The sequence below is a fragment of the Auraticoccus cholistanensis genome, assembly GCF_009742705.1.
GTDB classification, from domain to species: Bacteria; Actinomycetota; Actinomycetes; order Propionibacteriales; family Propionibacteriaceae; genus Auraticoccus; species Auraticoccus cholistanensis.
Genome location: NZ_WPCU01000009.1, coordinates 44,831 through 57,710, shown reverse-complemented (window position 1 = coordinate 57,710; position 12,880 = coordinate 44,831). Strand labels below are relative to the sequence as shown.

Here is a 12,880-nt window from a genome sequence, read left to right as displayed (position 1 = left end):
GCGGAGCACGGATCGACCGCAACATCTGATGGGGAGCGCATGAAGGCAGTCACCTGGCACGGGAAGCGGGACGTCAGGGTCGAGGAGGTCCCCGACCCCGTCCTCGTCGACGACACCGACATCATCATCGAGGTGACCTCGACGGGGTTGTGCGGGTCCGACCTGCACCTCTACGAGACCCTCGGCGCCTTCCTGCACCCCGGTGACGTCCTCGGCCACGAGCCGATGGGGCGGGTGGTGGCCAAGGGTTCCGCGGTGCCCCAGCTCGAGCTGGGCGACCGGGTGGTGGTGCCCTTCCAGATCGCCTGCGGGCACTGCTTCATGTGCGAGCACGGGCTGCAGACCCAGTGCGAGACGACCCAGGTCCGCGAGCACCACATGGGCGCCCGCCTGTTCGGCTACACCGACCTCTACGGCGCCGTGCCCGGCGGGCAGGCCGAGCTGCTGCGGGTGCCGCACGCCGACTACGGGCCGATCAAGGTGCCCGACGAGGCGTCCGACGACCGCTACCTGTTCCTCTCCGACGTGGTGCCCACGGCCTGGCAGGGCGTCGCCTACTCCGGCATCCAGCCGGGTGAGACCCTGCTGGTGCTGGGGCTGGGGCCGATCGGCGAGATGGCCTGCCGCATCGCGCTGCAGCGCGACATCAGCGTCATCGGGGTCGACCTGGTCCCCGAGCGGATCGCCCGCTCGCGCGCGCTCGGCGTCGACGTGGTCGACCTGCGGGACGGGGACGTGGTGGACCACGTGCTCGACCGCACGGCAGGCCGGGGCGCGGACGCCGTGGTGGACGCGGTCGGCATGGAGGCCCACGGCTCGCCGGCGGCCGAGGCAGCGCAGAAGCTCGCCAGCTGGCTCCCCGGGCCGCTGGCCCGGCCGGTGATGACCACCGCCAGCGTGGACCGGCTGCACGCGGTGCACACGGCGGTCGAGGCGGTCCGCCGCGGCGGGACGATCTCGCTGAGCGGCGTCTACGCCGGGGCGGCGGACACCCTGCCGATGCAGACCATGTTCGACAAGCAGGTGACGCTGCGGATGGGCCAGGCCAACGTCCGGCGCTGGCTCGACGAGCTGATGCCGCTGGTGGTCGACGACGCCGACCCGCTGGGCCTGGAGACGTTCGCGACCCACCACCTCCCGCTGGAGGAGGCCCCCGAGGCCTACCGCCGCTTCCAGCGCAAGGAGGACGGCGCCATCAAGATCGTGTTCCACCCCTGACGCTTCGTCTGCCGCTCCCAGGGCGCGCCGGCCGGCTTCGCGCCGCCTTGACGGCTGCCGCGACCCTCAGGAGGCTACCCCGGTGATGGAGTTCTCGGTGGACGCCGCCCGGTGGCACAGCTGGGCCTCGCGCCTGGTGGAGGCGCCCACCGCCCGGATGCCGCTGGAGCTCCTCGCGCTGGCCTGCGAGCTGGTCCCCGGTGGTTCGGTCTCGCTGCGGCTCGATCCCGACGAGATCCACCTGAGCGATCCCCGGCCCGGCCTGCTCGAGGAGGAGCAGACCAGCACCGGCGCCGGGCCCGCCACGATGGTCGGACCGACCGCGCTGGCGCTGCCGGCTGCCGACGTGGCCGCCACCTGGCCGCCTCTGGCTGCCGCCGTGGACGGGACGGGGCTGCGTTCCTGCCTCGCCCTGGCCCTGGTGGTCGGTGAGCAGCGGCTGGGCAGCCTCACCCTGTGGGCACCCGGCCCGGAGGCCCTCGAGGAGCCGCTGCCGCGGGTGGCCGGGGCCCTCGCCGCCCTGGCCTCGGTGGTGCTGGCGCTGCGTCGGCGCGAGCAGCAGCTGGAGGAGGCGATCGCCAGCCGTGACGTGCTGGGCCAGGCGAAGGGCATCCTGATGGAGCGGCTCGGTCTCGACCCGGACCAGGCCTTCGAGCTGCTCACGGCGGTCTCGCAGCGGCGCAACAGCAAGGTCCGCGCCATCGCCGAGCAGCTGACCACCGCCGGCGAGCTGGAGTAGGCCCGCCTGGATCAGGACCGCCTCCGGCGCGCTGGATGAGAACCGCCTCCGGCGCGCTGAATGAGAACCGCCTCCGGCGGGGGACGGTATACTGAGCGCGCGCGCTCCGGCGACGCACGCGTTCGGGTCAAGAAGCGGCCTGGTAGACCAGCTCGGACCCAGGACCCGCATGTCGACTGACTCCGTTCCCCGTGAGGCCCTCCGCCTCGTACCGGACCCCGTCGTCCCCGCCCACGCCACCGTCTCGACGGGGCGGACGACCTTCGAGGGCCAGCACGCCGGCGACGCCCTCAAGCACGTGGCACGCACCTTCAAGGTGCGCATCCGCGGCAACTGCGCCAGCCGCGAGGTGTCCTTCCGGCACGACCGGGTGGTGGCCGGCGGGCTGAGCTTCGACGAGGTCACCACCACCGCCACCACCGAGCTCACCGTCGGGTCGCTGCGGCACCTGGTGCTCGGCACGCTGGTGCGCGGTCGGCTGCGCCTCGACGCGGCGGGGGTGAGCGAGGAGTACCACGCCGGGGACAGCTTCGTGCTCGGCGCACCGGGCCAGGACGTCGTGCTCAGCGCCCAGTTCCCCACCCTGTCCCTGCTGCTCGTCGACCCGTCCCTGCTGCCCACCGGCGGCACCGACCTCCGCCGGCTGCCGGGGCGCCGTCCCATCTCGCCCGAGGCCGGGGCCGCCTGGCGCGACACGGTGGCCGCCGCCCGCTCCCTGCTGCTGGCCCACGACGGAGGCGGCGCCCTTCCCTCGGTGCTGCGCGCCCTGGAGCACGCCCTGCCGGTGGCCGCCCTCGGCACCTTCACCGGGTCGGTCAGCGCCGACGCCGCCGTCCCGACCGCCGGCGAACCGGTCCCCTACACGCTCCGGCACGCGCTGGAGATCCTGGAGGGGGCGGCCGGGGACTCGATCAGCGTCGAGGAGGTGGCGCGGACGGTCGGGGTGACCCAGCGGGCGCTGCAGTACACCTTCCGCCGGCACCTCGACACCACCCCCGCGGCCTACCTGCGCCGGCTGCGGCTGGACCGGGTCCACGCCGACCTGCTGCGCGCCGACGCCCGGGACGGGGCGACGGTGGCCCAGATCGCGGCCCGGTGGGGGTTCCACCACCCGGGCCAGTTCGCCGCGCTCTACCGCAGCGTGTTCGGCCAGCGTCCGAGCACGACCCTGCACGCCGACCGTTTCGACCCGCCCGCAGGGGGTATGGAGCTGTCGTGATCCCCCGGCCGCGAAGGAGCGTGTGATGACGACCCCCACCCATCCAGCACCTGCCAGACCGACCCTGGCGCCCCGGCCCCCGGACGACATCAGCCAGCTGCTCTGGGAGCCGATCACCGACTGGGAGTACCGCCCGGACCCGGTGGGCTTCGACGAGGACGAGGACTCGATCGACCACTGGGTCTACGTGGTGGATCCCCGCGACGACGACTGACGTCGCACCCGCCGTCGAGAACGCGACCGCCCGGCTCCCCCAGGGGAGCCGGGCGGTCGTGCGTCTCGGCCCTGGCGCCGGGCTGTGCCCGGCGCCGAGGCGCTGCTCAGTTCTGGGAGCAGTCGTCCAGCGAGCCGACCACGTCGCGCAGCTTGGTCATCACCCGGGCCAGCAGCCGCGAGACCTGCATCTGGCTGGTGCCCAGCTCGGCGGCGATGTCGCTCTGGGTCCGCTGCTCGTAGAAGCGCATGAACACCAGCCGGCGCTCGCGCTCGTCCAGGCTCTGGATGGCCCGCTCCATGAGCAGCCGGGCCTCGCAGGCGCTGATCTCGAAGGTGTCGTCGCTCTCGGGGTGGACGCCCTCGGTCGGGCTGAGGTCCATGGCCACCGGCCGGTACCCCTGCTCGGCCTGGCGGGCCGCGCAGACGGCCTCGACGGACTCACCGATGTACTCCGCCAGCTGGGCGTCGGTCGGCTCGGCCTTCAGCTCCTGGGTCAGCTCGGGCCAGGCCTTGCGGATCGACAGCACGACCTCCTGGCACCGGCGGGGCGGGCGGACCATCCACCCCCGGTCCCGGAAGTGGCGCTTCAGCACACCGAGGATGGTGGGGACGGCGAAGCCGGCGAACGGGCCCCGGTCGGGCTGGTAGCGGTGGGCGGCCTCGGTGAGGCCGGCCCGGGCGACCTGCACCAGGTCCTCCTCGTCCTCGCCGCGGTGCCGGAACCGCCGCGCGAGCGAGTCGGCCAGCGGGAGGTTCAGCAGCACGACCTCGTCGAGCAGCATCTCCCGCTCGGACTCGGGGCACTGCGCCAGCCGCTCGAAGAGCTCGGCGGTGCGCAGCTCGACCTCGGCGTGGTCGTCGGCGCGGGTGGGGACGGTCGCGACAGCCGCCTCGAGCGGGTTGTCGGCGCCGGAAGCGGGGGCGGTGGGTGCGGACACGAGCAGCTCCTCTGTTCGTTGGGGGCAACGAGTGGTACAAGGCGCGCTGCTTGGCCTTGCCCTCACAGAACCACCGCTCGGCCCAGGACACAAGGACCGCCGGGTGAAAGTGTCTGAGACGAAGCCGAGAAAACGGGTACGGGACGGGCCAGGAGGTGGTGGTCGTGAGCGCCGGGACCCCGGAGCCGGCACCCTCGGAGGAGCTGCCGAGCACCCTGCAGCGCTCCGACGAGCACGCCCGGCGGACCTACGCCGCAGCCCATGACGCCGCGGTGGAGCAGTACGGCGAGGGTGGGCGCGCCCACCGGGTGGCGTGGAGCGCGGTCAAGCACTCCTACGAGAAGGTGGGCGACCACTGGGAGCCCAAGGAGACCGCCGGCCCCTCGGACGCCCAGGCCGAAGGAGGGGTTGACAGCGGACGCGCCACCGCCGGGGGTGTCGACGCCAACGCCAGCCTGGCCCACCTGTACGAGCTGGCCCGCCGGCTGGACGTCCCCGGGCGCAGCCGGATGACCAAGCAGCAGCTGGTCGAGGCCCTGCGACGGGCCAGCGCCCGGGAGACCGCCCGGGCGCGCGGCGACTAGCCCCTCCCCCGGGCACCGAGGTCCACAGCCCTCCGACAGCGCAGCCCCAGGTCGCTGCCAGCCGGGCGCCGCACCGTGGTCCCCGGCCGCACCCGGCGGCCGGGCGACCGAGGTCGCCCCGACGGGAGGAGAGACCATGACCGGACAGCAGGACCGCACCCCGACCGCGCCGACGAGGCGGGGCCACCGGGCCCGGGCCGCGGCGGTCGTCGCCGCCGGCGCCCTGACCCTGGGCGGCGGCGTGGGCGTCGCCGCCGCCGACGACACGTCCAGCCCCCCGCCGTCCGGCGGGCCGGCCGCCGGGCAGCAGGAGGGGGCTCCGTCCGCCGGTGGACGACCCGCCGGCGGTCCCCGCGACGGCGGGCTCGCCGCGCGGCTGGCCGAGGAGCTGGGCGTCGACGAGGCGGAGGTGACCGCCGCCCTCGAGGACGCCCGCGAGGAGCTGCCGGACCGTTCCTCCGAGGCCGGCGACGAGCCGACCGACGCCGAGCGGGAGGCGGCCCGCGACGGGCGTCGGGCGGCCCTGGCGGCGGCCCTGGCCGAGGAGCTGGGCGTCGGGGAGGAGGAGGTGCGTCAGGCGCTGCAGGCCGCCGCCGAGGCTGCGGACGCCGACCGCGCGGCGGCGCTGCAGCAGCGGCTCGCCGACGCCGTCGGTGCGGGCACGCTCACCCAGCAGGAGGCCGACGCGGTGGCCAGGGCGGTGGAGCAGGGGGTGGTGGACCTGGGCCGGGACCGCTGAGGCGACCTGCACCGGGCGGCAGCGGCGGGAAGGTCCGGACCCCTCCCGGTGTTAGGGAAGGAGAACCGTTCTCAACGACCAGGAGGTCACCATGGCCAGCCGCACCGAGCTGCGTCCCGTCGTCCGGCTGCGTTCCACCGCCGGCACGGGGTTCACCTACGTCACCCGCAAGAACCGCCGCAACGACCCCGAGCGGCTGACGCTGCGCAAGTTCGACCCGGTCGCCCGCCGCCACGTGGAGTTCCGCGAGCAGCGCTGACCGCGGTCTGAGGGGGTGGACGGGTCGAGCACCGGTCCACCCCGGTCTTCCCCTGGTTCCGGCGCCGGGCGGCGGCCGTCGTGGTCCTGTCTGGTTGACTGGAGGGAAGGAAGAGGAGGTGTGGCACATGATCGCCAGGTTGCTGAAGGGTGCCGTCAAGGGCGCCGTGGTGGGCAAGGTCCTGCAGATCGCCGAGCGCGAGCTGCGCAAGCCCGAGAACCAGCGCAAGATCAAGGAGGGTCTGCGGAAGGTGTCGCGCACCCGCCGCTGATCTGCTCCGGGACGCGCTCGGCGCTCCCGGTCGACGTCTCGTGCCCGCCGGTCCCCGTGACCGGCGGGCACGAGCGCGTTCGCACCCCTGCCGAGCGGTCCCGTAGCCTGGTAGGCGGCAGGGTCAGGCAGCCGGCCCCGACCTCTCCCGAAGAAGAACTCCCGTGTCCGAGCACCCCGCACCCCCGATCCAGCAGCACACGCTGGTCGCCCGCACCACCGACGAGGTGGCCGAGGTCGTCGAGCGCACGATCATCGCGCACGAGGGCCGGGTGCGTCGCGCGCGGACGCCCGGGGGGACGACGGTGGCACGGGTGGCCGAGGGACCCTCGCTGCAGGCCACCCGGTGGCACAGCCCGACCCGGTACGAGACGACGACCCAGCCCTTCCACTACCTGCTGCTGGGCCACATCACCCAGGGCCGCTACGAGATCGGGGTGCCCGGCGACGTGCACCGGTTCCAGCGGGGGGACGCCGTGCTGCTGCCGACGGGCGTCCCGCTGGACGTGTCCTGGGAGGACCCCAAGCTCGCCACCCTGGCGCTCCCGCTCGACCGGGTCCGCGAGGTCGCCGAGGAGCGCTACGGCCTGCCGCCCGGCGAGCTCCGGTTCTGCGGGTTGGCTCCGGTCGACGCGGCCGCGGCCCGGTACTGGCTCGACGTCTTCGCGCTGGCCAACCGCCAGATGCTCGACGGCGGGTCGGCCTTGGGGCACCCGGTGCTCGCCGAGGAGATGGTCCGCCACCTCGCCGTGGCCGCCCTGGCGACCTTCCCCAACACGACCATGTCGCTGTCCCCCTCCCGGGAGCCGCTCGGGTCGGCACCCGCGGCGGTGCGACGGGCCACCGCCTTCATCGAGGAGCACGCGGGGGAGCCCGTCACGGCCGCGCAGATCGCGGCCGCGGCGGGGATCGGCGTGCGGGCCCTGCAGTACGCCTTCGCCCGCCACCACTCCGCCACCCCCTCGGAGTACCTGCGCCGTGTCCGTCTCGAGCGCGCCCACCGCGAGCTGCTGGAGGCCCAGCCCGGGGACGGCCGGACGGTCGCCGCGGTCGCGGCCCGTTGGGGCTTCCCGCGGCCGGGTCGCTTCGCCAGCCACTACCGCGCGGTGTACGGCCGCTCTCCCAGCGAGACGCTGCGCTCCTGAGACCTCCGCCGTGGACCCCTCGTGCGCTCCGCCCGGCGACGAGATAGCGTTTTCCCACGTGAGCACCCCGAACACCGGCGTCCGGCACCCCAGCGAGACCAGCAGCTACACCGACCCGGTGACCGGGGTGGAGGTCCGGGTGCTGACCTCGCACCCGGCGGGCAGCCCGAAGCCGTACCAGACCCACCCGACCTGGACCGCGGACGGGGAGTGGGTGCTCTTCCGCTCCGAGCGCGGCGGCAACGGCTCGCAGGCCTTCCTGGTGCACGAGGCCCGCGGCGACATCGTGCAGCTGACCGACGACCCCGGCATGGACACCGGCAGCCTGAACCTCGCCCGCGACAGCAACCGGTTGTTCCACATGCGCACCCGCGACGGCCGGCGCGAGCTCGTGGAGCTGCAGCTGGACCCGCTCGTCGAGAACGCGCTGGCGGGACGTCCGGGGCTGACCACGCCCCCGGAGCGGGTGGTCTGCGTGCTGCCCGACGACCTGCGTGACTCCGGCGGCTTCGCCGTCGACCCCGACGGCAGCGCCGCCTACTGGGGCGTCGGCTGGGAGCAGCCGGCCTGGGCCGTCGGCTCCGAGCGCGGGGTCCGCACCGCGGTGGACTCGGCCAACACCGACCCCGCCGAGGAGCGGGAGGCCGCCCGGCGCCGCTTCGCCGAGGCCGGTCGGGGTCCGGGCGGCATCCGCCGGATCGACCTGGCCACCGGTGAGATCACCACGGTGCTCGACGTCGACTTCCGGATGGGGCACGTGCAGGTGAACCCGTGGGTGCCCGGGGAGATCATCTACTGCCACGAGACCACCGGGGACGCCCCGCAGCGGATCTGGGGCGTGCGGGCCGACGGCTCGAACAACCGCCCGCTCTACCGGGAGACGCCGGACGAGTGGGTCACCCACGAGACCGTCTCGGGCCCCGACGAGCTGATGTTCAACGTGATGGCCCACCTGCCCTACCTGGCCACCAAGCCCAGCGGGGTCGCCGTGCTGGACCTGCGCACCGACGCGGTGCGCCTCCTGGGCCAGGGTCCGGGGCAGGGGTTCTGGCACTGCAACGGCTCCCCCGACGGCCGCTGGGCGGTCGCCGACGACTTCGCCGGCGACGTCACGCTGATCGACCGGCGCAGCGGGGAGCAGACCGTGCTGACGACCGGGCACGTGATGAAGCCCGACCACACCCACCCCATCTTCAGCCCGGACAGCCGCCGGGTGCTGATCCAGTCCGGCCGCCTCACCGAGGGCCGGTCGCTGGACCTGATGGTGGTGGAGGTGCCGCAGGCCCTGGTCGAGCGCGGGCCCGCGCTGCCCCAGCCGCCGCGCTGAGGCCTCAGTCCTGGGAGCGGTTGAACCCGGCGGGCGGTGCGACCGGGTGCCCGGTGAGGCGCTCCACGATCGCCGCCGCGACGTCGCGCAGCTTGACGTTGCGGTTCTGGGAGGCGCGCCGCAGGATGCCGAAGGCCTCGTCGCGGGAGCACCGGTTCTGGGCCATCAGCACCCCCAGCGCCTGGTCGATCACCGACCGGTTGACCAGGGCCTGCTGCAGGTGGTGCACGTCGCTGGCCTGCTGGGCGATCCGCAGCGCGACCGGCAGCGTCGCCGCCAGCTCGTCGACGAACTGCTGGGCCCGCTCGACGGCCGCCGGGTCCAGCAGGGTCTTGTCCTCGCCGTAGCAGTTGAGCACGAGCCGGTCCCCCGGCCTCAGCTCGGCCATGACCGCCACCCCGGAGCGGAACCCGAGCAGCCGCGCGACCGCGGACCAGGTGGGCCAGCGCCTCTCCTCGTCCAGGTCGATGCCGCCGTGCAGCCGGCCCAGCTGCAGGGCCTCCCAGCAGGGGCCCTCGGCCGCGTCGAACTCGACCTGGTCGGCCTGCCAGGCCTCCCGGCTGGTGGTGGCCATCGTGTAGGCGTGGCCCTGGACGCTGGTGGAGAGGGAGGAGGAGACCGGCAGGCCGGTGACCTCGGCCAGCGAGTCGACCGCCGCCTGCAGGTAGCTCTCGACGTCCTCGGCCGTCGTCAGCGCCGTGCCGAGTCGGGCGCGGATGGCGGCACCTCTGGCCTCGTCCGGCACGGCGGCTCCCTCGACTCGGCGGACGACGGCGGCCCAGGTCGGGCTGCCTGTGCGTGGAGCCGCCTTCGGGAATCGAACCCGAGACCTACGCATTACGAGTGCGTCGCTCTGCCATCTGAGCTAAGGCGGCGGGTGCGGACGACCGCACGGCTGCTCACTATAGCCGTCGGCGGACGGCCGCACGCAATCCGTGGTTGGACCCCGGGCAGGCCACGGGCCCGGGACGCGGGGGCGCCCCGGGCCCGTCGAGGCCCCGCCCGTGCGGGCGGCGTGCGTCAGCCGACGACGATCGACTGGCCCACGTAGATCATGTTGGGGTTGCTCACCGTGTCGGTGTTGAGCTGCCACAGGCCCTTCCAGCCACCCTCGACGCCCTCGCGCTGGGCGATCTTGTTCAGGGTGTCGCCAGCCCGCACGGTGACGGTCTCACCGGTCACGGCCCGCTTGGGGGTCACGGAGGTGCTGGCGGAGTAGCTGCCGTTGGAACGCTTGGGCTCGCTCTGGCGGCTCTGCGACTGCTGCCCCTGCGACTGCTGGCCCTGGCTGCTGGAGGAGCTGGAGGAGCTCTGCTCGGAGGAGGTGCTGCCGGAGGCGGAGGCGCCGCCGTTGGAGCGGGTCAGACCGGCCTTGGCGCCGCAGACCGGCCACGCGCCGGGGCCCTGGCCCTCGAGGGTCGCCTGGGCGACGCGGATCTGCTCGGCCTTGCTGGCCTGGTCGGCACGCCCGGTACCGCCGTAGGCCTCCCAGGTGGACTGGGAGAACTGCAGACCGCCGTAGTAGCCGTTGCCGGTGTTGATGGACCAGTTGCCACCGCTCTCGCAGGCGGCCACCTCGTCCCACACGCTGTCGGCGTGGGCGGTGGTCGTGCCGATCAGGGAGAGCCCGGCCGCCAGCCCTGCGGCTGCGGCGGCTCCGGTCACGCGGCGTGCGATCTTCTGCTTGGTCACGAGTGTTCCTTCCTGTGCCGCCGGTGGACGGAGTCCACTCCCACTGCGCCCGGGACGTTCCCGGAGGTGTGCCGACCGGTGGGATCAGGCGGGCCGGCACGCGTCACGCGGTCCGGGAGCGTCGTGAACCCCCGGATCAGCCCCGCTTGGTGCGCGAGGCCGTGCTCCACAGTAAGCAACGGTTGAGAGGAAACCAAATGTCTCTCAGGAAGCGGGAGGGAGCGCCGAGCGGTAGCGGTCGAGCACCACCTGCACCAGCTCCGGCGCCACGCCCAGGGGTTGGGTGACCACGTCGGCCCCCTGCTCCAGCAGCCGGTCGTGGAAGTAGCCGGGCGCCAGCAGGTAGCTGGCCACCACCACCCTGGTCGCGCCGCCGGCCCGGGCGGCGCCGACGGCCTGGGCCACCGACGGCTCGGCCTTGGCGCCGAAGCCGACGGCCACCTCGCTCCCCCACCGCTGCGAGAGCAGGTCGGCCACCGCGCGGACGTCACGGGCGCTGTCGCTGCGGCTGGAACCCGCCGCGGCCACCACCACGGCGTCGGACGGCCCGGCGCCGGCCTCACGCAGCCGTCGGTGCAGCAGCGCGGCGAGCTGCGGGTCGGGCCCGAGGGCACCGGTGGCCACCGCCCGTCCCGGGTGGGCGGCCACGGCCCGGGCGATGTCGACCTGGGTGTGGTAGCCGGCCGACAGCAGGGCCGGCACGACGACCACCTGCTCCCCCGCCCCGACGAGGCCGGTCAGCACCTCCTCGACCTGGGGGTGCTGGACGTCCACCCAGGTCTGCGCCACCCGCACACCCCGCTCGGCCACCAGGCGCGCCAGCGTGTCCACGACGGCCCGGCCCTGCAGGTTGTCGGTGCCGTGGGCGCACAGCAGCAGCACCGGGTCCCGGCGCTCACTCACGGCAGCGGGTCCCCTCGGGCGGCAGCGTGCCCTCGGTCAGGTAGGCCACCACCGCCCCGTCGACGCAGGCGTTGCCGTCGCCGAAGGCGCCGTGGCCCTCGCCCTCGAGGGTGAGCAGGTGCCCCGACTCCAGCTGCTCGGCCATCGACACCGCGTACTCGTACGGGGTGGCGGAGTCGCCGGTCGTGCCGATCACCAGCAGCGGGTCCGCCCCCGCCCCGGTGATGGTGCCCTCGGGCACGTCGGGGGTGACCGGCCACACCGGGCAGGTCAGCGCGGGACCGAAGTAGCGGCCGAACACCGGCGCCACCTCCTCGTCGGCCTGCCACTGCTCCAGCGCCTCGTCCAGGCCGCCGTCGGCGGTGTCGACGCAGCTGATCGCCGGGAAGGCGAAGGTGCTCTGCCCGTACTGCCCGTCCTCACCGCGCTGGTTGTACTGGTCGGCGTAGAACAGCAGCGCGTCCCCCTCGCCGTCGGCGGCGAGCTCCAGGGCCTCGCGCAGCTGCGGCCAGCTCTGCTCGCTGTAGAGCAGCAGCACGACGCCGGTGACGGCCAGCGACTGGGTCAGCTGGCGGTCGCCGGCGGTGGCCATGGGCTGCACGTCGGTGGCGTCGAAGATCGTGGTGACCTGCTCCAGCACCTCCTCCCGCGTGGTGCCCAGCCGGCAGCCCTGGCTCACGCACCAGTCCGCGAAGGCGCCCAGGGCCCGGTCGAACCCCTCGGCCTGGGTGACGTCCTCGGCGTCGGTGATGTTGACCGCGCTGTCCAGCACCAGCCGTCCCACCCGGTCGGGGAACAGCTCGGCGTACAGCGCCCCGATGTAGGTGCCGTAGGAGTAGCCGAGGTAGCTGAGCCGCTCGTCACCGACCAGGGAGCGCAGCAGGTCGAGGTCGCGCACCGTCTCCAGCGTGCTGATGTGCTGCAGCAGCTCGCCCGAGCGCTCCAGGCAGGACTGGCCGAAGGAGCGGTTGGCCACCACCAGGGCCTGCCGCTCGGCGGAGTCGTCCGGTGAGGTGTCGAGGGCCATGTAGGCGTCCACGTCCTCGCCCTGGAAGCAGCGGACCGGCGTCGAACCGCCCACCCCGCGGGGGTCCCAGCCGACGATGTCGTACTGCTCGAGCCCGGTGCGGGGCAGCTCGGCGGCGGTGCTGGTGCCGGGGAAGCCCGGGCCGCCGGGGTTGACGAAGAGCGTGCCCAGCCGTGGCTCCTCGGTGGCGGGGACCTTGAGCAGGCTGAGGGTGATGGCCTGGCGGTCCGGCCGGGCGTGCTCCAGCGGGGCCGCGACCGTGGCGCACTGGTGGGCCCCGCAGGACGTCCACCCGATCCGCTGCTGCCGGTAGCGCTCGGCGCCCTGGCCCGGCGGCGGCGTCACGAAGCCCTCCGGTGCGACGTCGGGAACCTGCGGGTCGGGACGGTCCGGGTGGTCCGACGGCTCCGCGCTCGGGGAGCCCGTCCGCGCGGGCGAGCTCTGCGTCGGCGCCGGGTCCGTGGGAGACCCGGGGGTGCAGGAGGGAAGGACCAGCGCCAGCACCGCGGCGATCGAGGCGGTCACCCGCTTGCTGGTCGGTGGCACCCGTTCACCCTACGCGAGGCGCCTCCCCGGCACGGGCGGGACGGCGTACCGCGCCGGC

15 protein-coding genes and 1 tRNA gene are annotated in these 12,880 nt (G+C 74.3%); 10 read left to right on the top strand and 6 right to left on the bottom strand.

Going from position 1 to position 12,880, the window contains the following annotated elements; genetic code table 11:
- Positions 1-39 precede the first annotated feature (39 nt).
- From GC722_RS13170 to GC722_RS13155, 4 genes are all read left to right on the top strand, one after another.
- The gene (locus GC722_RS13170; RefSeq protein ID WP_156610942.1) at positions 40-1,218 is read left to right on the top strand and encodes an alcohol dehydrogenase catalytic domain-containing protein; all 1,179 of its coding nucleotides are present in this window, start codon (positions 40-42) and stop codon (positions 1,216-1,218) included.
- Between the two features lie 85 nt (positions 1,219-1,303).
- Positions 1,304-1,957, top strand: coding sequence for an ANTAR domain-containing protein (locus tag GC722_RS13165; protein ID WP_231747863.1), 654 nt, complete (start codon positions 1,304-1,306; stop codon positions 1,955-1,957).
- Between the two features lie 169 nt (positions 1,958-2,126).
- Entirely contained in the window at positions 2,127-3,176 is a 1,050-nt protein-coding gene (locus GC722_RS13160) for a helix-turn-helix transcriptional regulator (protein WP_156610938.1), read from the top strand.
- 25 nt (positions 3,177-3,201) lie between these two features.
- Positions 3,202-3,390, top strand: a complete 189-nt coding sequence (locus tag GC722_RS13155; RefSeq protein WP_156610935.1) for a hypothetical protein — start codon at positions 3,202-3,204, stop codon at positions 3,388-3,390.
- 106 nt (positions 3,391-3,496) lie between these two features.
- Here the strand turns inward: GC722_RS13155 and GC722_RS13150 are convergent, their stop codons facing one another.
- A complete protein-coding gene (locus tag GC722_RS13150; protein WP_156610933.1) occupies positions 3,497-4,330 on the bottom strand; it encodes a sigma-70 family RNA polymerase sigma factor in 834 nt (277 codons plus the stop codon).
- A gap of 164 nt (positions 4,331-4,494) precedes the next feature.
- Here GC722_RS13150 and GC722_RS13145 point away from each other — a divergent pair, with 164 nt between their 5' ends.
- The 6 genes from GC722_RS13145 to GC722_RS13125 all read left to right on the top strand — a co-directional run bounded on the left by GC722_RS13145 (position 4,495) and on the right by GC722_RS13125 (position 8,654).
- Positions 4,495-4,914, top strand: coding sequence for a ChaB family protein (locus GC722_RS13145; protein WP_331714795.1), 420 nt, complete (start codon positions 4,495-4,497; stop codon positions 4,912-4,914).
- Between the two features lie 136 nt (positions 4,915-5,050).
- Positions 5,051-5,653 (top strand): Clp protease N-terminal domain-containing protein, encoded by a 603-nt coding sequence (locus GC722_RS13140; protein ID WP_156610930.1) that lies wholly within the window; start codon positions 5,051-5,053, stop codon positions 5,651-5,653.
- A 91-nt stretch (positions 5,654-5,744) separates the two neighbouring features.
- The gene (gene rpmG, locus GC722_RS13135) at positions 5,745-5,912 is read left to right on the top strand and encodes a 50S ribosomal protein L33 (protein ID WP_156610928.1); all 168 of its coding nucleotides are present in this window, start codon (positions 5,745-5,747) and stop codon (positions 5,910-5,912) included.
- A gap of 127 nt (positions 5,913-6,039) precedes the next feature.
- Entirely contained in the window at positions 6,040-6,183 is a 144-nt protein-coding gene (locus tag GC722_RS17830; RefSeq protein WP_197430151.1) for a hypothetical protein, read from the top strand.
- Positions 6,184-6,346: 163 nt separating this feature from the next.
- The gene (locus GC722_RS13130) at positions 6,347-7,327 is read left to right on the top strand and encodes an AraC family transcriptional regulator (protein ID WP_156610927.1); all 981 of its coding nucleotides are present in this window, start codon (positions 6,347-6,349) and stop codon (positions 7,325-7,327) included.
- 58 nt (positions 7,328-7,385) lie between these two features.
- Complete coding sequence (locus GC722_RS13125) at positions 7,386-8,654, top strand: oligogalacturonate lyase family protein (protein WP_156610925.1); 1,269 nt, start codon at positions 7,386-7,388, stop codon at positions 8,652-8,654.
- 4 nt (positions 8,655-8,658) lie between these two features.
- Here the strand turns inward: GC722_RS13125 and GC722_RS19325 are convergent, their stop codons facing one another.
- The 5 genes from GC722_RS19325 to GC722_RS13100 form a co-directional block, all read right to left on the bottom strand.
- Positions 8,659-9,399, bottom strand: coding sequence for an ANTAR domain-containing response regulator (locus GC722_RS19325; RefSeq protein ID WP_156610923.1), 741 nt, complete (start codon positions 9,397-9,399; stop codon positions 8,659-8,661).
- A 54-nt stretch (positions 9,400-9,453) separates the two neighbouring features.
- A tRNA-Thr gene (locus GC722_RS13115) sits at positions 9,454-9,529 on the bottom strand.
- Positions 9,530-9,674: 145 nt separating this feature from the next.
- Positions 9,675-10,346: a transglycosylase family protein gene (locus GC722_RS19010; protein ID WP_156610921.1), complete on the bottom strand. Its 672-nt coding sequence runs from the start codon at positions 10,344-10,346 to the stop codon at positions 9,675-9,677.
- 204 nt (positions 10,347-10,550) lie between these two features.
- Positions 10,551-11,249, bottom strand: a complete 699-nt coding sequence (locus GC722_RS13105; protein WP_197430150.1) for a sirohydrochlorin chelatase — start codon at positions 11,247-11,249, stop codon at positions 10,551-10,553.
- A complete protein-coding gene (locus GC722_RS13100) occupies positions 11,242-12,822 on the bottom strand; it encodes an alpha/beta fold hydrolase (protein WP_156610919.1) in 1,581 nt (526 codons plus the stop codon). Before GC722_RS13100 ends, GC722_RS13105 begins: the two co-directional genes overlap by 8 nt.
- Between the last annotated feature and the right edge of the window lie 58 nt (positions 12,823-12,880).